General features: G+C 67.9%; 20 protein-coding genes. 19 read left to right on the top strand and 1 reads right to left on the bottom strand.

Annotation, left to right across the window (positions count from 1 at the left end; all coding sequences use genetic code 11):
• Window positions 1-6: 6 nt before the first annotated feature.
• From R4823_RS25875 to R4823_RS25840, 8 genes are all read left to right on the top strand, one after another.
• Complete coding sequence (locus tag R4823_RS25875; RefSeq protein ID WP_087838685.1) at window positions 7-723, top strand: TetR/AcrR family transcriptional regulator; 717 nt, start codon at window positions 7-9, stop codon at window positions 721-723.
• A 199-nt stretch (window positions 724-922) separates the two neighbouring features.
• Window positions 923-1,888, top strand: a complete 966-nt coding sequence (locus R4823_RS25870; RefSeq protein WP_132979571.1) for a tripartite tricarboxylate transporter substrate binding protein — start codon at window positions 923-925, stop codon at window positions 1,886-1,888.
• A gap of 4 nt (window positions 1,889-1,892) precedes the next feature.
• On the top strand, window positions 1,893-3,242 hold the full coding sequence (locus tag R4823_RS25865; protein WP_132979572.1) for a CapA family protein: 1,350 nt from the start codon (window positions 1,893-1,895) through the stop codon (window positions 3,240-3,242).
• Window positions 3,242-4,036, top strand: a complete 795-nt coding sequence (locus R4823_RS25860; protein ID WP_087838681.1) for an aspartate/glutamate racemase family protein — start codon at window positions 3,242-3,244, stop codon at window positions 4,034-4,036. Before R4823_RS25865 ends, R4823_RS25860 begins: the two co-directional genes overlap by 1 nt.
• A 28-nt stretch (window positions 4,037-4,064) precedes the next feature.
• Complete coding sequence (locus R4823_RS25855) at window positions 4,065-4,916, top strand: sugar phosphate isomerase/epimerase family protein (RefSeq protein ID WP_087838680.1); 852 nt, start codon at window positions 4,065-4,067, stop codon at window positions 4,914-4,916.
• Entirely contained in the window at window positions 4,898-5,200 is a 303-nt protein-coding gene (locus R4823_RS25850; protein ID WP_165963128.1) for a putative quinol monooxygenase, read from the top strand. Before R4823_RS25855 ends, R4823_RS25850 begins: the two co-directional genes overlap by 19 nt.
• A gap of 52 nt (window positions 5,201-5,252) precedes the next feature.
• A protein-coding gene (locus tag R4823_RS25845) for an IS5 family transposase (RefSeq protein ID WP_132980470.1) occupies window positions 5,253-6,025 on the top strand; the annotation gives its coding sequence in 2 pieces (ribosomal slippage) (window positions 5,253-5,577 and window positions 5,577-6,025; 774 coding nt in all).
• A gap of 38 nt (window positions 6,026-6,063) precedes the next feature.
• Window positions 6,064-7,035, top strand: a complete 972-nt coding sequence (locus tag R4823_RS25840; protein WP_132979573.1) for a tripartite tricarboxylate transporter substrate binding protein — start codon at window positions 6,064-6,066, stop codon at window positions 7,033-7,035.
• 22 nt (window positions 7,036-7,057) lie between these two features.
• Here R4823_RS25840 and R4823_RS25835 read toward each other — a convergent pair whose 3' ends face one another.
• The gene (locus R4823_RS25835) at window positions 7,058-8,704 is read right to left on the bottom strand and encodes an ATP-binding domain-containing protein (RefSeq protein ID WP_132979574.1); all 1,647 of its coding nucleotides are present in this window, start codon (window positions 8,702-8,704) and stop codon (window positions 7,058-7,060) included.
• Window positions 8,705-8,793: 89 nt separating this feature from the next.
• Between R4823_RS25835 and dapF the strand changes: the two genes are divergently transcribed.
• From dapF to hslU, 11 genes are all read left to right on the top strand, one after another.
• Window positions 8,794-9,669, top strand: coding sequence for a diaminopimelate epimerase (dapF, locus tag R4823_RS25830; RefSeq protein WP_338616599.1), 876 nt, complete (start codon window positions 8,794-8,796; stop codon window positions 9,667-9,669).
• Window positions 9,670-9,740: 71 nt separating this feature from the next.
• Complete coding sequence (locus R4823_RS25825) at window positions 9,741-10,409, top strand: DUF484 family protein (protein WP_254914586.1); 669 nt, start codon at window positions 9,741-9,743, stop codon at window positions 10,407-10,409.
• Between the two features lie 66 nt (window positions 10,410-10,475).
• Window positions 10,476-11,435, top strand: coding sequence for a tyrosine recombinase XerC (gene xerC, locus R4823_RS25820; protein ID WP_338619230.1), 960 nt, complete (start codon window positions 10,476-10,478; stop codon window positions 11,433-11,435).
• A 119-nt stretch (window positions 11,436-11,554) separates the two neighbouring features.
• Window positions 11,555-12,748, top strand: coding sequence for a class I SAM-dependent rRNA methyltransferase (locus tag R4823_RS25815; protein ID WP_132979577.1), 1,194 nt, complete (start codon window positions 11,555-11,557; stop codon window positions 12,746-12,748).
• A gap of 306 nt (window positions 12,749-13,054) precedes the next feature.
• Window positions 13,055-13,543: a transcriptional repressor gene (locus tag R4823_RS25810; protein ID WP_132979578.1), complete on the top strand. Its 489-nt coding sequence runs from the start codon at window positions 13,055-13,057 to the stop codon at window positions 13,541-13,543.
• A 35-nt stretch (window positions 13,544-13,578) separates the two neighbouring features.
• Window positions 13,579-14,697 carry a GTP-binding protein gene (locus R4823_RS25805; protein WP_132979579.1) on the top strand — a complete coding sequence of 373 codons (1,119 nt, stop codon included), beginning with the start codon at window positions 13,579-13,581 and terminating at the stop codon, window positions 14,695-14,697.
• A gap of 167 nt (window positions 14,698-14,864) precedes the next feature.
• A complete protein-coding gene (dksA, locus tag R4823_RS25800) occupies window positions 14,865-15,353 on the top strand; it encodes an RNA polymerase-binding protein DksA (RefSeq protein ID WP_087838669.1) in 489 nt (162 codons plus the stop codon).
• A gap of 105 nt (window positions 15,354-15,458) precedes the next feature.
• Entirely contained in the window at window positions 15,459-15,689 is a 231-nt protein-coding gene (locus R4823_RS25795) for a hypothetical protein (protein ID WP_087838667.1), read from the top strand.
• 3 nt (window positions 15,690-15,692) lie between these two features.
• Entirely contained in the window at window positions 15,693-16,073 is a 381-nt protein-coding gene (locus R4823_RS25790; RefSeq protein WP_132979580.1) for a type II toxin-antitoxin system death-on-curing family toxin, read from the top strand.
• A gap of 120 nt (window positions 16,074-16,193) precedes the next feature.
• Window positions 16,194-16,730 (top strand): ATP-dependent protease subunit HslV, encoded by a 537-nt coding sequence (gene hslV / locus R4823_RS25785; RefSeq protein ID WP_087782942.1) that lies wholly within the window; start codon window positions 16,194-16,196, stop codon window positions 16,728-16,730.
• A 5-nt stretch (window positions 16,731-16,735) separates the two neighbouring features.
• On the top strand, window positions 16,736-18,052 hold the full coding sequence (gene hslU, locus R4823_RS25780) for an ATP-dependent protease ATPase subunit HslU (RefSeq protein WP_087838752.1): 1,317 nt from the start codon (window positions 16,736-16,738) through the stop codon (window positions 18,050-18,052).

The following is an 18,052-nucleotide window of genomic DNA, read 5'->3' as shown; positions in this document are numbered from 1 at the left end:
CCATCCATGACCCGTAAATCCGCTTCCGCCGTGTCAGCCCCGCCCGCCACGCGAGTCCGGCCCCGTGGCTCGCAGAACGCGGCCGGAGAGGAAACGCGCACCACCATCCTCGACGTGGCCGAGCGCATCTGCGCGGCGGAAGGGTTCGAAGCCTTGTCGGTGCGCGCCATCAGCGAGGCGGCCGGCGTGAACCTGGCCGCCATCACCTATCACTTCGGCGGCAAGTCCCAGCTGTTCGAGGAAATGTTCCGGCGCCGCGTCGTGCCGCTGAACGATGAGCGGCTGGCGCTGCTGGACGCGGCGCTGGCCAGCGGCGCCCCCACGCTGGAAGCGGTGGTGCGGGCCTTCGTCGAGCCGCCCATGAAACTGACGGCGGCGATCAACGCCCGCAGCAACAATTCGGCGCTGGTGGTCATGCAGTTCCTGTCGCGCGCCTTCGCCATGCCCGGCGAGAACGAGTTCCTGCAGACCTACTACGAACCCGTGCGCAGCCGCTTCATCCTGGCCCTCAAGCACTTCCTGCCCAAGCTGCCGCTGGAGGAAGTGATCTGGCGCTACAACCTGATGGTGGGCGGCATCATCTACGCCATGGGCGGCTGGGAGCGCATGGAACGGCCGCCCGCGGCCTTCGCGTCCGCGCCCCTGCCGCAGGTCCACCACCGGCCCGACGACATGGTCGACCGCATGGTGCGCTTCTTCCTGGCCGGCCTGCTGGCCGACTAGCCTTCCGGCGCGGTTCCGCGCCGCGCGTCCGTTCCCTTCGTTTCCCTTGCGCCCGCCGTCCCGCGGCGCGTTCGCCTTGCCGCGCGCATGCTGCTCGAACCATCGATGCCAGGGTTAACCCCGGTGGCGAGTGGCCGATGGCGGCCTATAATCGCCATTAATAATTCAAACGTTGGTTTAATAAATGCGGGAGACAAGCATGGTTCGACACTTCCTGGCGGGCCTGGCCGCCTGGGCGCTGGCCGGGTCCGCGCACGCCGCTGCCGGATCCTGGCCGACGCATCCAGTCACCATCGTCGTGCCCTATGCGCCGGGAGGCGCGACCGACGCCGTCGCGCGGCTGGTGGGGCAGCGCATGGCCGAGAAGCTGGGGCAGCCCTTCATCGTCGAGAACAAGCCCGGCGGCAGTTCCAACATCGGCATGCAGGCCGTGGCGCGCGCGGTGGCCGACGGCTACACGCTGCTGCTGGTGGCCAACTCCATCGCCACCAACAACAGCCTGTTCGCCGACCTGCCGTTCGACGGCCAGCGCGACTTCGCGCCGGTGGGCATGATCGCCTCCGCACCGCTGGTGGTGGCGGTGCCGGCGGCCTCGCCCTTCAAGACGCTGGGCGACCTGCTGGCCCGCGCCCGCGCCAAGCCGGGGGAATTGACCTACGCATCGCCGGGCATAGGCAGCTCCGCCCATCTGGCCGGCGAGTCGCTGAAGCAGGCGGCGGGCATCGAGGTGCTGCACGTGCCCTACAAGGGCGCGGCGCCCGCGCTGTCCGACATGCTGGGCGGGCGCATCTCGTTCATGCCGCTGAACACGGTCGAATCCATGGCGCACATCAAGGGCGGCAAGTTGCGCGCGCTGGCGATCGCGCGCGCCAGCCGCATGGATCTGCTGCCCGACGTGCCGACCGCGACCGAGGCGGGCGTGCCCGGCTACGAGGAATCGGTGTGGTACGGGCTGGCCGCGCCCGCGTCCACGCCGCCGGCGGTGCTGGACAAGTTGAACGCGGCGCTGCGCGAGGTCGTCGACGAGGCGGCGGTAAAGCAGCGGCTGGTGGACCTGGGCGCGACGCCGTCGCCGGGGACGCGCCAGCAGTTCGCCGACTTCATCGCCCGCGAGCGGACGCGCGTCGCCAAGGTCGTGAAGACCGCCAACATCCAGGCCGAGTGACGCCATGCCATCCATCGAGCCGGCATCCAGGGCGCCGACGATCACGATAGGGGCCGTGGGCGACCTGTACATGGGCAAGCCGCTGCATGGCGAGACGGATCCCGGTTTCATCGCGGCGGTCCAGGCCCTGCGCGAGTGCGACGTGCGCTTCGCCAACCTCGAGGTCCAGTTGCTGAGCCATCCGACGGTGGCAGCGGCCCAGGCGCCGGGGGCGTGGGCGGGCGCGCCGGCGGCGCTGGCCGGGGACGTGGCCTGGCTGGGCGTCAACGTGGCGTCCACGGCCAACAACCACGCCGGCGACTACGGCGTCGACGGTTTGCGCCAGACCGAGGCCGCGCTTCGCGACCTGGGAATTCCCCATGCCGGCACCGGCGCCGACCTGCAGCAGGCCCTGCGCCCCGCCATGGTCGATACCCGGGGTGGCCGCGTGGCCGTGCTGGCCGTCTCGTCCAGCCACCTGGACCACGCGCGGGCCGGGCGGTCGCGAGACGATACGCCGGGCCGGCCGGGGGTCGCGCCGCTACGCTTCGGCACGCGCTACCGCGTCGATGGCGAGGCCTATGCCGCGCTGGAACGCATCCGGGAGCACCTGCCCGTGGGCAAGCATCGCGAACATCCGCTGGCGAGGGCCTACGACGACGAGCGCGGCCCGGCGTTGTCGCTGCTGGGTGCCCGCTTCGTGCGCGGCAAGGATTTCGGCGTGGAGTCCTGGGCCGCGCCCGACGACGCTGCCGACATCGAGGCGGCGGTGCGCGCGGCGCGCCGCGACGCGGACTGGGTGCTGCTGAGCATGCACACGCACGAGTACGACAGCCGGCCCGACATGCCGCCGGGCTTCGCGGTGGAGATGGGCCGGCGCGCCATCGAGGCGGGCGCCGATGCCGTCATCGGGCACGGCGCGCACGGCGTGCGGGGCGTGCAGCTGCATCGCGGCCGGCCCATCTTCCATGGCATCGGCGCCTTCGTGTTTCAGCCCTACCTGTTCCCCACGCAGCCCGCGGATTTCTTCGATGCGTACGCGATGCGCGACGAATCATTGGCCGACGTCTACCGTGCCCGGCGCGACAGCGCCGGCTTCTACCGCAGGCGTTCGGCCTGGGAAGCCCTGTTGGTCCGCCTGACCTGCGGCCGGGACGGTCCGCCCACGTTCACGCTGCAGCCGCTCACCCTGTGGGCCGAGGGAGAGGGGCCCGACGGCCTGCCCAGGCTGGCGCGCAACGGCGAGGGCCTGAAGCTGCTCGAGAAAGTGCGCGACCTGAGCCGCGAGCTGGGAACCGACCTGCGGCTGGACGCCGCGCAACATCTTTTGCATGGGCATGGCGCAGCCGTGTCCGCCCAACCAAGGAGGCAGTAATGCGTATCTGGTATCAGCTCGTCTCGTCCGAGACCGGCATGGCGAATTTCCTGCGTGCCACCCAGGCGCTGTGCGACGGCGCCGCGCTGCCGGGGACCAAGGTGGAAGTGCGCGGCACCCGGCAGGGTGCGCTGGGCGACCAGTTCCGCCTGTTCTGGAACTACGACGTGCGCGAGATCATCGACAACGCGCTGGCCATCCGCCAGCAGGGCGGCTACGACGCGTTCGTGCTGGCCAACTCGCTGGATCCCGCGCTGGTGGAGCTGCGCGAGATGCTCGACATTCCCGTGGTCTCGTTCATGGAGGTCTGCTGCTTTCATGCCTGCACCATGGGCGAGCGCTTCGGCCTGGTCGTGCCCAACGAGAAGATGGTCCCCCGTTACCGCGAGATTCCCATCGGCTACGGGTTGCGCGACCGGCTGGCCTCGGTCGAGTACATCGAGTTCTCGAACATCCGCGGCTTCGATTCCGTGTTCACCGACACGCGCGCCGGCGATGACTGCGTGGAACAGATCCTGGCCGCCTCGCGCCGGTCCATCGAGCGCGGCGCCGAAGTGGTGATCCCTGCCGGGCCGTCGTCGACGCTGCTGGCCCAGCGCGGCATCTTCGAGGTCGACGGCGTGCCGTTGCTGGACTGCTACCGGCTGCTGGTCAAGGCGACGGAAATGGTCGTGGCCATGAAGGAGATGACCGGCGTGCACGTCAGCCGCAAGCTGCTGTACCAGGCTCCGCCGGAGGAATACGTGCGCAAGGTGGCCGAGGTGCGCAACATCGACGCCCTGCGGTCGCGGTGATGGCGCAGCCGAGCGGCGGGAGACGCGGATGATGCGGGAACGGCTGGCCATCAACCAGATCACCACGCCCGCCTGGTCGCTGGAAGAGGCCATTGCCGGCTACGCGCGCCACGGCGTGCACGGCGTGGGCGTCTGGCGCGACAAACTGGCCGAATGCGGCGTGGCGCGGGCTCGCCGGCTGCTGCGGGACGCGGATGCCTGGGTGCCGTCGCTGTGCAAGGCGGGCGACCTGGCGCAGCTGCGCGAGCGTGGGCCGGGCGCCGCGCTGGCCGATTGCCGGCAGGCCATCGATGAGGCGGCCGAGATCGGCGCGGGCGCAGTCGTGTTCGTCTGCGGAGGCGGTGCGGTGGCCGGCCTGGCCCGGGCGCGCGAAGAGGTGCGGGACCTGCTGTGCGAAGCCGCGCCGTTGGCCGCCCAGGCGGGCGTGAAACTGGGTATCGAGCCTTTCCACCCCATGCACGCCGCCGAGCGCGGCTGCGTGAACACATTGGCGCAGGCCCTGCGCCTGTGCCGGGAAGCCGGCCCCGGCTGCGGCGTCGTGCTCGATGTGTTCCACACGTGGTGGGATCCCGACCTGTACGACAGCCTCGCGCCGCCGCACCTGCCCCACATCGCCACCGTGCAGCTGTGCGATTGGCGCGTCCCCACCCGCCATCCGGTCAACGACCGCGCCATGATGGGCGACGGCGCCGCCGACCTGGCGGGGCTGCTGGCCTGCCTGGCCCGCAACGGCTACGCCGGCCCGTACGAAGTCGAGATCTTCTCCACCGACTGGTGGGAGCGCGATCCGGACGAGGTGGTACGCATCGCCATCGAACGCTGCCGGATCCTTCTTTCAAACCCATGCAACGGAAAGACGCCATGCAAGCCATATCGTTGATCGTCGAGTTTTCCATCAAGCCCGAGCACCGCGCGGAGTTCCTCGCGGTCATGCAGACGCACGCCGCCAACTCGCTCAAGGAGGAAGGCTGCCTGCAGTTCAAGATCATCACGCCGTCGGCGCCGATGGACGACCGCGTCTTCCTGTTCGAGGAATGGAAAGACCAGGCTGCGCTGGACTGGCACCTGGCGCATTCCGCGCTCAACGACACGCGCAAGCGCTACGACGCCTGGATCTTCAACCGCCACATCACCCACGGCCGCGTGGTCGCGCCCGCCGCCTAGGTCGTGTTAACACTAATGGTGTTAATCATGAAAATTAAGAGATACTTCGGTGATGGAAATCAGCGAAGCCCAATTCAAGCAGATAGAGCATTGCCTTCCTCGCCAGCGGGGCAATGTGAGCATGAGCAATCTGAACGTGCTGAACGCGATCCTGTACGTGGCCGAGCACGGCTGCAAATGGAGAGGGTTGCCGGAGCGTTTTGGCAACTGGCACACGATCTATACGAGAATGAACCGGTGGTCCAAGAGCGGCGTTCTGGATCGGGTGTTCGAGCAACTGCAGCAGTCGCAGATTGTCCGGATACGCATCGAGGCGGTGTCGCTGGACAGCACGATAGTCAAAGTGCATCCGGACGGTACGGGGGCCCTCAAAAAAAAGGCCGCCAAAGCATTGGCAAGTCTCGAGGAGGCTGGACCACCAAGATTCATCTGGTTGCCGCGGATGCTCGAACGGCAGTGATCTTCGCGCTGTCGCCGGGCCAAGCCGGCGATGGCCCGCAGGGGCGGGCACTGTTGCGCCGCCTGGGCAGACCGAATCGGCCACTGCACTTGCTGATGGACAAAGCCTACGAAGGCAACGAGACTCGGCAACTGGCCTTGGATTTGGGATACATCCCAGTCGTGCCGCCATTGAAGACGCGTGTTCAGCCATGGCAGTACGACCGGGAGATGTATAAGCGGCGCAACGAGGTCGAGCGCCTGTTTCGGCGACTCAAAGGCTTCCGCAGAATCTTCTCCCGCTTCGACAAACTCGACGTCATGTTTACCGGGTTCATCAATTTCGCCCTGATTGCAGATGGGCTGCGTTGTGTTAACAGGCCCTAGGCTACGGTCGCCGCCCTTCCGGCAACGAGGAGACACCCATGCATGCCTTGCTGCGCTTGATCGTGTTCACGTCGGCCGCCGCACTTGCGGGACCGGCGCCGGCCCAGAACGGCTATCCCGCCAAACCCGTGCGCATCGTCGTCGGCGCCGCGCCCGGCGGACCCACCGACCTGGTCGCGCGGCTGCTGGGGGACAAGCTCTCGCAAAGCATGGGCGTGCCCTTCATCGTCGAGAACCGTGGCGGGGGCGGCGGCGTGATCGCCGCCGAGACCGTGGCGCGGGCGGAGCCCGACGGCTATACGCTGCTGATGGGCACGGTCAGCACGCACGGGATCAATCCGATGCTGTATCGCAAGCTGGGCTACGACGCGGTCAAGGACTTCACGCCGATTTCCCTGGCCGTCACCTATCCGCTCGTGCTGGCCATCAACCCCGCCACCGTTCCCGTTGCCAACATGACGGAGTTCCTGGCCTATGTCCGCCAGCATCCGGGCAAGGTGAACCGCGGCTCCGCCGGCAACGGCACCTCGATGCACATCGCGGGCGAGCTGTTCAACAGCCTGGCGGGCACCAGCATGACGCACGTTCCCTATCGCGGCAGCGCGCCCGCCGTTGCCGCCTTGCTGGCCGGCCAGATCGGCGTCGACTTCGAGAGCATTCCCGTCGTCATGCCGCATGTCGAATCGGGCAAGCTGCGGGCCCTGGCCGTCACCAGCGCCAAGCGCTTCGAATCGATGCCGGATGTTCCCACCGTGGCCGAGACGCTGCCGGGCTATGAGTTCGTCGGCTGGCTGGGACTGGTCGCGCCGGCGGGAACGCCGCAGCCCATCGTCGAGACGCTGTCCCGCAAGATCGCCCTTGCCCTGCGGGACAAGGAGGTCAAGGCCAAGTTGCTGGCCCAGGTCATGCAGCCGGTGGGCGATACGCCCGAGGAGTTCGGGCGCTTCATTCGCAGCGAGATCGCCAAGCTGGGCGCGGTGGTGCGGGAGTCGGGCGCGACGGTGGACTGATGCCGGCGCGGCCGTCCCGCGCCTAGGACGCGCTTTCGAGTATCGCGCCCAGGCCATGCTCCATCGCATGCCGCGACACCACCAGTTCCAGACGCAGCATGGCGCGCGTGCCGCCCACGAAGAGCTTGCGCGCCGTCCGCTCGTCCAGGTGGTCGAAGTCGACCTCGGTGAAGACGACGGCGGGGGCGGCCTGGCCCTTGAAGCGGTAGACCGACTCCATCAGCACCTCGCCGTCCGAGAACTCGGGCTTGCCGAAGAGGTCGTAGCGGCCGGTGAAGGTGCGCATGGCATGCGGGCCGAGCTGGGTCTGGCCCAGCACGGCCGAGCTTTCGCGGCCGCGGAAGCTGACCACCGCGATGTCGGCGCGCTTGAAGCCGGCGGCCAGGCATTGCGAGATGGCCTTCTTGGTGTGCGCCAGCAGCTCCGCCTCGTTGTCGTAGACCAGCACGCCCAGGCCGCCGGCGGCGATGGGGCCGCGCGGCTCGATGTGCTGGTCGTCGGGCAACAGCCGGTCCAGCAGCTTCACGATGCTGCGCGGGCTGCGGTAGTTGCTTTGCGCGCGCAGCGTGACCCAGTCCGGCAGGTGCACGGCCGGCTTGCCGTAGAGGTTCTGCATCGGGTCTTCCAGCCAGACCATGCGTGCGTGCTCGCGCGCATGGCGCAGGATCTGGTCGCGCCATTCGTCGGAGAAGTCCTGGCCTTCGTCGATGATGATGGTGTCGAAGCGCAGGTGGTCGGGCACGGCTTCGCGCGCGGCGCGTGCGACCAGGGTGGTGAAGGCGTCGGGGCCCGAGAAGTCCACCGGCTGCCCGGCGGCGTGCAGCACCTTGTCGCACAGGGTGTGGAAGGTGCAGGCCAGGCCGCCGTCGGGCGCGATGCCGTTGAAGTGGTCGGCCAGCGGCCGGTTGAAGCACACGTACAGCGGCCGGCGGCCGGCGTCGATGGCGGCGCGGAATTCCGCGTGGGCGAGCTGGGTCTTGCCCGAGCCGGCAGTGCCGATCACCCGCAGGCGGAACGGTTCGAATTCCAGCCGCCGCGCCCAGTGCGCCAGGCCGCCCGAGATGCGGGTGACCAGCGCCCGCGCCTGTCCGACCAGGGCGTTGGCGTCGGGTTCGAGCTGGATGATGTCGTCCAGGAAGCGGCGCACGGCCGGCGCGGCAGGCGTGGCGGGCGCCTGCGGCAGCGCGAGCTGGATGACCGCGCACAGGCGGTCGCGTTCGGCGGCGTCGACGATGCGCTCGGACGACAGGCCGGCGGTTTCCGGGTGGCGCACCGAGTAGTCCGGGCAGTACAGCAGGTATTCGACGCGGATGGCGTCCAGGTGGGGGCGCCGGGCCAGCCGGCCGCGCAGCACCGCCAGTTGGCGGGCGATCTGTATCGGCACGTTGGTGCTGTGGCTGGGGTATTTCTTGCAGAGCCCCTCGGGCGTTTCCTCCAGGAACCCGCTGACCTGCTCGATCAGCAGCAGGTCGCCGGCGGCGTTGACGATGGCGAAGTCGATGTCGCCATAGACCGAGAAACCGTGCTCCACGTTGGTCCAGTGGACGGCATGGTAGACGGTGTAGGAATCGGGCAGGCCGCGTTCGAGCGTGGCCAGGGTTTCGATTTCCCGGCGGGCGGCGCCGGTGGCGTTGATTTCCCGCCAACCGTCGGGGACGATACGAGCCATTGCGAGTTCCAGTAGACCGGCCAGTCGCCAGAATACCAAGCTCCGCCCCCGGCGGCGCGTGGTGCCTGGGCGCGGACTATAATTCCGGCATGACCTGGCACTTCACCAAAATGCATGGCGCGGGCAATGATTTCGTCGTCCTGGACGGCGTGCGCCAAGATATCCGGCTCACCCCCGAGCGGGCGCGCAAGCTCGCCCATCGGCAGTTCGGGATCGGCGCCGACCAGATCCTGCTGGTCGAGCGGCCCACCCGTTCCGATGCCGACTTCCGCTATCGCATTTTCAACGCCGACGGCGGCGAGGTCGAACACTGCGGCAACGGCGCCCGCTGCTTCGTGCGCTTCGTGCACGAGCAGGGGCTGACCGACCGCAATCCGGTGCGCGCCGAGATCTGCACCGGCATCATCGTGCTGAACGAACAGGACGATGGCGAGGTCAGCGTCGACATGGGCCGCACCAGTTTCGATCCGGCCGCCGTGCCGTTCGATCCGGCGGGCCTGACGCCGCGGCGCGAAGGCGCGGACGACGTCTGGCCGCTGGACGTGTCGGCGCCGGGCGAGGCCGAACGCATCGTCTGGGTGTCGGCCGTCGGTATTTCCAATCCGCACGCGGTGCTGGTGGTCGATGACGTCGACGCCGCGCCGGTGGCGTCCGTCGGTCCGCGGGTCGAGAGCCATCCGCGCTTTCCCCGCCGGGTCAATGCCGGTTTCATGCAGGTCGTCGGTCGCCACGACATCCGGCTGCGCGTCTACGAGCGCGGCGCGGGCGAGACGCTGGCCTGCGGCACGGGCGCTTGCGCGGCGGTGGCCGCGGGCATCCGCCGGGGGCTGCTGGAGTCGCCGGTGCGCGTGCAGACGCGGGGCGGCGTGCTGACCATCGCCTGGGACGGCGAGCAACTGCTGATGACCGGCCCGGCCGTGACCGTGTTCGAAGGCACTGTCGACGTCGACCGCCTCCTGGGCTAGAGGGGGGGAATCCACCCCCCACGCGCTTCGCGCGCCCTTGCCTTATATCAACAATGAATTCCGGAACGTACATGGACGCCAACGAAGTCGCGCAATACCTCAAGGACAACACCGATTTCTTCGAACGGCACGCCGAGCTATTCTCCACCATGAAGGTGCCCCATCCCCACGAGGGCAAGGCCGTCTCGCTGGCCGAGCGCCAGGTGCTGGCGCTGCGCGAGCGCGTGCGCGGCATGGAGCTGCGGGTGTCGGAACTGGTGCGTGCCGCTTCCGAGAACGAACACATCTCCGACCGGTTGCTGCTGTGGAGCCGGGGCCTGCTCAAGGAGCGCGATCCGCAGGCGCTGCCCGCCGCCGTTGCCGGCGGCCTGGGCGAGATCTTCAGCGTGCCCGACGTGGCGCTGCGCATCTGGGCCGAGACCGCCCTGGGCGATGCCGAGGCCCCCTGGCGCGGAGAAGTCTCGGCCGATGCACGAACCTTCGCCAATGGACTGATGTCGCCGTACTGCGGCCCCAACTCGGGCTTCGAGGCCGCGGCCTGGCTCGATCGCGAAGTGCGTTCGCTGGCCCTGATCCCGCTGCGCGTGGGCATCGCGCCCGAAGCCTTCGGCCTGCTGGTGCTGGCATCGCCCGACGCCGAGCGCTTCACGCCCTCGATGGGCACGACCTTCCTGACGCGCATCGGTGAACTGGCCAGCGCGTCGCTCTCGCGCCTCCTGACCGAGGCGCCGCGCGCCTGAGCGCGTACCGTGGCCGACGATCCCCGTCCCGGTTCCGAGGCCACGGGGCCGGCGCTGGCCCGGCCCATGCTGGAATGGCTCGAACACCTGGGTTCGGGCCGCCGCTATTCCCCCCATACCCTGGCCGCCTACCGGCGGGACCTCGTCCACCTGGTCGAACTGGCCGATGACGTGCCGCTCGAGCGCGTGTCGCAGGGGCACGTGCGTCGCTACCTGGGACAACTGCACGCGCAGGGCATGAGCCCGCGCAGCCTGGCCCGCCTGCTGGCCAGCTGGCGCGGCTTCTACCAATGGTGGGCGCCGCGCGTGGGCATGCCCGGCAATCCGGCCGCGGGCGTACGCGGCCCCAAGGCGCCGCGCGGCCTGCCCAAGGCCTTGTCGGTGGACCAGACGCAGGCCCTGCTCGATCACACCCCGCCCGTCGCGGCCGAAGTCACCGGCCAGAGCGCCGAGCAGCGACATGCCATCGAATTGCGCGACACCGCCATGTTCGAACTGTTCTATTCCAGCGGCCTGCGCCTGTCCGAACTGGTGGGCCTGGACCTGGCCTACGCGCGCGAACCCGGCTACGAATCATCCAGCTGGCTGGACCTGGCCGAGGCCGAGGTCAGCGTGCTGGGCAAGGGCAGCAAACGCCGCATCGTGCCGGTCGGCACCCAGGCCTGCGAGGCCTTGCGCGCCTGGCTGGCGGCGCGCCCCGTCCTGGCGGCGGGCGGCGATGCCCATGCGCTGTTCGTCGGATTGCACGGCCGCCGTATCTCGGCCCGCGTGGTCCAGGCGCAGTTGGCCAGGCGCGGCCAGGCCGCCGGCGTGCCCACCCACGTGCATCCGCACGTGCTGCGCCACAGCTTCGCCAGCCACGTGCTGCAATCGGCCGAGGACCTGCGCGCGGTGCAGGAGATGCTGGGCCACGCCAGCATCTCGACCACCCAGATCTATACCCGGCTGGATTTCCAGCACCTGGCCAAGGTGTACGACAAGGCGCATCCGCGGGCGGGTCGCAAGGAACCCGGGAAGAAGGAATAGGGCGGATCCGTTCCAGGCCCTGCCAGGCGTGCGCGGGGAGCAATTTGGGCCTGGCGCCCGGCGGCGGTACCATGGCGGCCTGCCATCCGGCCCCATCCCTCCGCTTTGAAGAAGTCCCGATGAACGACGTCGTTCTCAAGCCCGGCAAGGAAAAGTCCCTGCTGCGGCGCCATCCCTGGGTCTATGCCACGGCCGTGGCGCAGGCCGTCGGCCGGCCGCTGGCCGGCGATACCGTGCGCGTGGTCGACAGCCGCGGCAATTTCCTGGCCTGGGGCGCCTACAGTCCCGATTCGCAGATACGCGTGCGCTGCTGGACCTTCCGCGAGGATGAGCCGGTGGATGCCGGGTGGATGGCCGCCCGGGTGGCCGACGCCGTGGCTCGCCGCGCGGCGCTGGCCGGCCGCACCGACGCGGTCCGGCTGGTGTTCGGCGAGGCCGACGCCCTGCCGGGTTTCGTGGCCGATCGCTATGCCGGCCAACTGGTGGTCCAGTTCCTGGCTGCCGGGGTCGAGCGCTGGCGCGAGGCCCTGGTCGATGCGCTGGTGGCCGCGACCGGCTGCGCCGACGTGTACGAACGCTCCGACGCCGCGGCGCGGGAACGCGAAGGCCTGGCACCCCGCACGGGCGTGCTCCGGGGGGCGGAGCCGCCCGCCGAGGTCGAGATCGTCGAGGATGGCGTGCGCTACGGCGTGGACGTGGTCCATGGCCACAAGACCGGCTTCTACCTGGACCAGCGCGAGAGCCGGCGCCGGGTGGCGGAGCTGGCCGCGCTGGCCGGGCCCGCCGCCACGGTGTTGAACTGCTTCTCGTACACGGGCGGTTTTTCGCTGGCGGCGATGCGCGCCGGGGCAGCGCGCGCCGTGTCGGTGGATTCGTCGGCCGATGCGCTGGCGATGGCCGCGCGCAACGCGGTCCGCAACGGCCTGCCGGAAGCGGCCTTCGAGTGCCGGGTGTCCAAGGTGGCCGAGGCGCAGAAGGCGCTGGCCGCCGAGGGACAGTTGTTCGATATCGTGGTGCTGGACCCGCCCAAGTTCGCCCCCTCGGTGCACCACGTGGACAAGGCGGCGCGCGCCTACAAGGACGTCAACCTGAAGGGCATGAAGCTGGTCAAGCCGGGCGGCTACCTGCTGACCTTCTCGTGTTCCGGCGCCATCAGCGTGGACCTGTTCCAGAAGATCGTGGCCGGCGCCGCCGTGGACGCGCGGCAGGACTTCGTGCTGCTGGAACGGCTGGCGGCCGGCATCGACCATCCCATGCGCATGACCCACCCCGAAGGCGAGTACCTGAAAGGGCTGCTGCTGCAGCGGGTCTAGCGGCGGGGCCGGAGCGGGCCAGGCGCCTGCCCGGATGGCCCGTTTCAGGACGTATGTGCCCGCTGCCGTCGCAAACGGTTACCAAAATCGGCCGAAAGGCTTGAATTCCCCCAAAACGACCCCACATGTCGCGTTTGCCGGTGGCGATTCGTGGTACACCGTCCGGTGCTTTTTGTCTGGGGTCGCCTCCAGCGGAAAGCAATTGCGCCGCGAGGGCCTACCGGGGGTTAGTCCGGGTTTGCCCAGGCAAAGCGGCTTGTGCTGTAATCCGGCCCCGCTTGGCGGGCCGAACGGAAGGAGCGACGCGTGGAGGATCTGGCCCGCGAGGCGATACGTGCCCAAGGCGCACGAGTCACCGCGACACGGGTGCATGTCTTGGCAACCCTGATGGAGGCGGCAAGCGCGCTGTCGCACCAGGAGTTGTTCGACCGCATCGGGTCGTCGGTGTCGGTCGACCGGGTCACCGTGTACCGCGTGCTGGAATGGCTGGTGCAGTCCGGCCTCGCGCACCGCATCGCCGGGGAAGACCGCGTCTGGCGTTTCAGCGTCGCCCGGCCCGGCGACGAAGCGGGAGCGCCCCATGCGCACCACCACCACGGCGAGCCGCATGGGCACTTCCAATGCGATGTCTGCCGACGCATGTTCTGTATCGATGCACCGGTGGGTATCCAGCAGAATCTCGATCGCCTGCCCGACGGTTTCGAAGGGCGCGATGTGGAAATGGTCGTTCGCGGGCGCTGTCCCGCCTGCGTCCAGGCCGGCCGCGAAGCCGGCGACGAACGCAAAACGCATTGACGCGTCCCCGGACGCATGTGCAAGGAGCTGTATAGATGAAGGCTGCGGACAAAACACCGAAGCAGATTCCGGTAACTGTCCTGACGGGGTTCCTGGGCGCGGGCAAGACGACGCTGCTCAACCGGATCCTGAACGAGCATCATGGCCGCCGGATCGCCGTGATCGAGAACGAGTTCGGGCCGGAAGGCGTGGACAACGATCTCCTGATCCAGGACCGCGACGAACAGATCATCGAGATGAACAACGGCTGCGTGTGCTGCACGGTGCGCGGCGACCTGGTGCGCATCCTGATCGACCTCAAGGACAAGCGGCGCGCGGGCGCGCTGGACTTCGAGCGGGTCATCATCGAGACCACCGGCATGGCCAACCCCGGCCCGGTGTGCCAGACCTTCTTCATGGAAGACGAGGTGGCCAGCTACTTCAGGCTGGATGCCGTCATCACCGTGGTGGACGCCAAGCACGGCATGCAGACGCTGGACGAGCAGCCCGAGGCGCTCAACCAGGTGGGGTTCGCCGACCGCCTGCTGGTTTCCAAGGTGGACCTGGTCGAGGACGCCGACTACCAGGCCCTGCGTTCGCGCCTGGTCCACATCAACCCGCGCGCCACGATCACGCCGGTCAATTTCGGCGAAGTCGACCTGAAGGAAATCCTGGACATCAATGGCTTCAACCTGAACGCCATCCTGGACATCGATCCGGAGTTCCTGGCCGACGAGCATCCCGATGCCGCGACGCACGACCACGACCACGACCACGATCATGGCCACGGCCACGAGCACGGCGAGCACTGCGCGGTAGACGGCTGCGACGATCCCAGCCACCATCATGCGCACGGCCATCACCACCACCATCACGACGACGCCATCGGCGCCTTCGTCTTCAAGTCGGACAAGCCGTTCGATCCCATGCGCCTGGAGGAATTCCTGGGAGGCGTGGTGCAGGTGTACGGAACCGATTTATTGAGGTACAAGGGTATTCTGTACATGAGTGGCGTGAACCGCCGGATGCTGTTCCAGGGCGTGCACATGCTGATGGGCGCCGATGCCGGCCGGGCCTGGGCGCCGGGCGAGAAGCGCGGCAGCAAGCTGGTCTTCATTGGTCGCAACCTGCCTCGCGACGTCTTCATGCACGGCCTGGAGCAATGCCTGGTGTAGGTCGCCCCCCTACGCGCTGACGCGCGCCCCCAGGGGGCGGCGCTGGCGGACCGGCGGAGCCGGATCCGCGGCGCCCATGGTGGGATACCCGGCTCGCCGGGAGCGATTGGAATATGCGGTGCTGTGTGGGAATTGGAAAGCCTTATTGATTCGCGCGGAGCATTTTCATGGCAACGAAAGCGTCGAGCAAAACCTTAAAAGTCACTCAGGAGGACGCGTTGGAAAACGTGATGACCAAGCCGGCCGAGGCCGTGCTCTCTGAAAAAGAGTTGTTGGCCATGCCCGAGGCCGACTATATGAACGAAGCGCAGCTTGCCTTTTTCAAGAGCCGGCTCCAGGAAATCGAGCGCGAACTGCTGCAGAACGCCGGTGAAACCACCGAGCACCTGCGCGAGACGCCTTTCGTGCCGGATCCGGCCGATCGCGCCACGATCGAGGAAGAGCATGCGCTGGAACTGCGCACGCGCGACCGCGAGCGCAAGCTGCTGAAGAAGGTCCAGCAGGCGCTGGGCCGCATCGAGTCGGGCGAGTACGGCTGGTGCGAGGAAACCGGCGAGCCCATCGGCGTCGCCCGGTTGCTGGCGCGGCCCACGGCCACGCTGTCGCTGGAGGCGCAGCAACGCCGCGAATTGCGGCAGAAGCTGTACGGCGACTGACGCGATCGTCCGCGCGATCCGTATGAACGGCGCCTCTGGCGCCGTTTTTTTTCGCGAAAACTTGCTTTATCATGAAGTATCAAGATGAATCATGATGGAACGGCCATGACCACAACCGTTCGGGAGAAATTCTCCTCTCAAGCCGCCCCTGAAGTGCTCGCCGCCTTGCGCCAGATCGCGGAAACCCAGGGACGCCAATTCCAGGCAGTGCTGGATGACGCATTGCGCGATTACATCGACAGGCAGCAAAAAGAACGTCCCCGCCGCCACGTCATGGCTGCGTTCGCGTCGAGTGTGGACGAATTCGACAGTCTGTATCGCGAACTGGCCAAGTAGACCGTGTCGCACGATTATCTGACCGTGGCGGACGTGCTGGGCATGCATGCGCTATTGATGCAGCGCTACGGTGGCGCGCCGGGCGTACGTGATCCGGGTGCAATCGAAGCGGCACTGTTTCGGCCGCAAACCGGCTATTACGAGGATATCGTGGCCGAAGCCGCGGCCCTGATGGAAAGCATGGCGATCAATCATCCGTTCGCGGACGGCAACGAGCGCATCGCTTTCGCCGCGGCCGACGTGTTCCTGCGCATCAATGGCTGGCGCCTGCAACGGCGACCGGCGCGTATCCACAAGGAGATGATGCAGATGTTCGAGGCAGGAACGTTCGATATTGCCCATCTCGATCCGTGGCTGCGCGGGTTTGCGGTTTCCGGGGAATAAGGCTCAGGGCGGGAGACCCACCTCTTGAATCGGGCCCCGTCGCCCCCACTATCCAGAAGTCGTTTTCGTTCGTCGGCCCGGCGCGCCAGCGCGGGGCCACGGGCCCATCAGGAAGAGCAAATGGAACAATTCCACGGCACGACCATCATCAGCGTGCGCCGCGGCAACCGCGTTGCCCTGGGCGGCGACGGGCAGGTCACCCTGGGAAACATCGTCATGAAGGGCAGCGCCCGCAAGGTGCGGCGCCTGTACAAGGATTCGGTGCTGGCGGGTTTCGCCGGCGCCACGGCCGACGCCTTCACGCTGATCGAGCGTTTCGAAGGCAAGCTGGAAAAACACCAGGGCCACCTGCTGCGCGCGGCGGTGGACCTGACGCGTGACTGGCGCACCGACCGCGTGCTGCGCCGGCTCGAAGCCATGCTGATCGTGGCCGACCGGGAATCGACGCTGGTGCTGACCGGCAACGGCGACGTGCTGGAGCCCGAGCACGGCCTGGCGGCCATCGGTTCGGGCGGCGCCTATGCGCAATCGGCCGGCCTGGCACTGCTGCAGAATACCGACATGGCACCCGAGGACATCGTCAGGAAGTCGCTGGCGATCGCGGGCGATCTTTGCATTTACACCAACCAGCATCACACCGTCGAGGTACTGGAATGAACATGATGACCCCCGGTGAGATCGTCTCCGAACTGGATAAATACATCGTCGGCCAGGACCGCGCCAAGCGTTCCGTGGCCATTGCGCTGCGCAACCGCTGGCGCCGCCAGCAGGTGGCCGAGCCGCTGCGCCACGAGATCCATCCCAAGAACATCCTGATGATAGGCCCGACGGGCGTGGGCAAGACCGAGATCGCCCGCCGCCTGGCCAAGCTGGCCGATGCGCCCTTCGTGAAGGTCGAGGCCACCAAGTTCACCGAGGTGGGCTACGTGGGCCGCGACGTCGACACCATCATCCGCGACCTGGCCGAGGTGGCCGTCAAGCAGGTGCGCGAAGCGGAAATGCGCCGCGTGCGCACGCAGGCAGAGGACGCCGCCGAAGACCGCATCCTGGACGTGCTGGTGCCACCCGCGCGCGACGCGATGGGCAACCCGCAGCGCGACGACAATGCCGCGCGCCAGACCTTCCGCAAGCGTCTGCGCGAAGGCCAGCTCGACGACAAGGAGATCGAGATCGAAGTGGCCCAGCCGGTGCCGCAGATGGAGATCATGTCGCCGCCGGGCATGGAGGAAATGACCGAGCAGATCCGCGGCATGTTCGCCGGCCTGGCCCAGGGCAAGAAGAAGGCGCGCAAGCTGCGCATCAAGGAAGCCTTCAAGCTGCTGGTGGACGAGGAGGCCGGCCGCCGCGTGAACGAGGAAGAGCTGCGCACCAAGGCGTTGGCCAGCGTGGAACAGAACGGCATCGTGTTCCTGGACGAGGTCGACAAGATCGCCACCCGCCAGGAGACCAGCGGGTCGGACGTCTCGCGCCAGGGCGTGCAGCGCGACCTGCTGCCGCTGGTCGAGGGTACGACCGTCAACACCAAGTACGGCATGGTCCGCACGGACCACATCCTGTTCATTGCGTCGGGAGCCTTCCACCTGTCGCGGCCGTCCGACCTGATCCCCGAGCTGCAGGGGCGCTTCCCGATCCGGGTCGAGCTCGATTCGCTGTCGGCCAAGGATTTCGTGCGCATCCTGTCCGAGACCGATGCGTCGCTGGTCAAGCAGTACACCGCGCTGCTCGAAACCGAGGGCGTCAGGCTGGAATTCACCGACGATGGCATCGAACGCCTGGCCGAACTGGCCTTCGCGGTGAACGAGAAGACCGAGAACATCGGCGCGCGCCGGCTGTACACGGTGATGGAAAAACTGCTGGAGGAACTGTCGTTCGACGCGACCCGCAAGAGCGGGGAAGTGGTGCGCATCGATACCGACTACGTCAACCGGCAGCTGGAAGAAGCCGCGGCGCACCAGGACCTGGCGCGCTACGTGCTGTAA

Origin of the sequence: Pigmentiphaga sp. CHJ604 (assembly GCF_036972535.1) — a bacterium.
Classification (GTDB): Bacteria; Pseudomonadota; Gammaproteobacteria; order Burkholderiales; family Burkholderiaceae_B; genus Pigmentiphaga; species Pigmentiphaga daeguensis.
Note: the sequence above shows the minus strand (reverse complement) of the source record. Positions and strands in the feature narration are given on the sequence as shown.

Excerpts from the sequence above, each read along its gene's own strand:
- xerC (WP_338619230.1), top strand. The coding sequence starts at position 10,476 with ATGCTGGAATGGCTCGAACACCTGGGTTCGGGCCGCCGCTATTCCCCC.
- R4823_RS25855 (WP_087838680.1), top strand. The coding sequence starts at position 4,065 with ATGATGCGGGAACGGCTGGCCATCAACCAGATCACCACGCCCGCCTGG.
- R4823_RS25840 (WP_132979573.1), top strand. The coding sequence starts at position 6,064 with ATGCATGCCTTGCTGCGCTTGATCGTGTTCACGTCGGCCGCCGCACTT.
- R4823_RS25805 (WP_132979579.1), top strand. The coding sequence starts at position 13,579 with ATGAAGGCTGCGGACAAAACACCGAAGCAGATTCCGGTAACTGTCCTG.
- R4823_RS25835 (WP_132979574.1), bottom strand. The coding sequence starts at position 8,704 with ATGGCTCGTATCGTCCCCGACGGTTGGCGGGAAATCAACGCCACCGGC.
- R4823_RS25870 (WP_132979571.1), top strand. The coding sequence starts at position 923 with ATGGTTCGACACTTCCTGGCGGGCCTGGCCGCCTGGGCGCTGGCCGGG.
- dapF (WP_338616599.1), top strand. The coding sequence starts at position 8,794 with ATGACCTGGCACTTCACCAAAATGCATGGCGCGGGCAATGATTTCGTC.
- hslU (WP_087838752.1), top strand. The coding sequence starts at position 16,736 with ATGACCCCCGGTGAGATCGTCTCCGAACTGGATAAATACATCGTCGGC.
- R4823_RS25815 (WP_132979577.1), top strand. The coding sequence starts at position 11,555 with ATGAACGACGTCGTTCTCAAGCCCGGCAAGGAAAAGTCCCTGCTGCGG.
- hslV (WP_087782942.1), top strand. The coding sequence starts at position 16,194 with ATGGAACAATTCCACGGCACGACCATCATCAGCGTGCGCCGCGGCAAC.
- R4823_RS25825 (WP_254914586.1), top strand. The coding sequence starts at position 9,741 with ATGGACGCCAACGAAGTCGCGCAATACCTCAAGGACAACACCGATTTC.
- R4823_RS25865 (WP_132979572.1), top strand. The coding sequence starts at position 1,893 with ATGCCATCCATCGAGCCGGCATCCAGGGCGCCGACGATCACGATAGGG.
- R4823_RS25795 (WP_087838667.1), top strand. The coding sequence starts at position 15,459 with ATGACCACAACCGTTCGGGAGAAATTCTCCTCTCAAGCCGCCCCTGAA.
- dksA (WP_087838669.1), top strand. The coding sequence starts at position 14,865 with ATGGCAACGAAAGCGTCGAGCAAAACCTTAAAAGTCACTCAGGAGGAC.
- R4823_RS25875 (WP_087838685.1), top strand. The coding sequence starts at position 7 with ATGACCCGTAAATCCGCTTCCGCCGTGTCAGCCCCGCCCGCCACGCGA.
- R4823_RS25850 (WP_165963128.1), top strand. The coding sequence starts at position 4,898 with ATGCAAGCCATATCGTTGATCGTCGAGTTTTCCATCAAGCCCGAGCAC.
- R4823_RS25860 (WP_087838681.1), top strand. The coding sequence starts at position 3,242 with ATGCGTATCTGGTATCAGCTCGTCTCGTCCGAGACCGGCATGGCGAAT.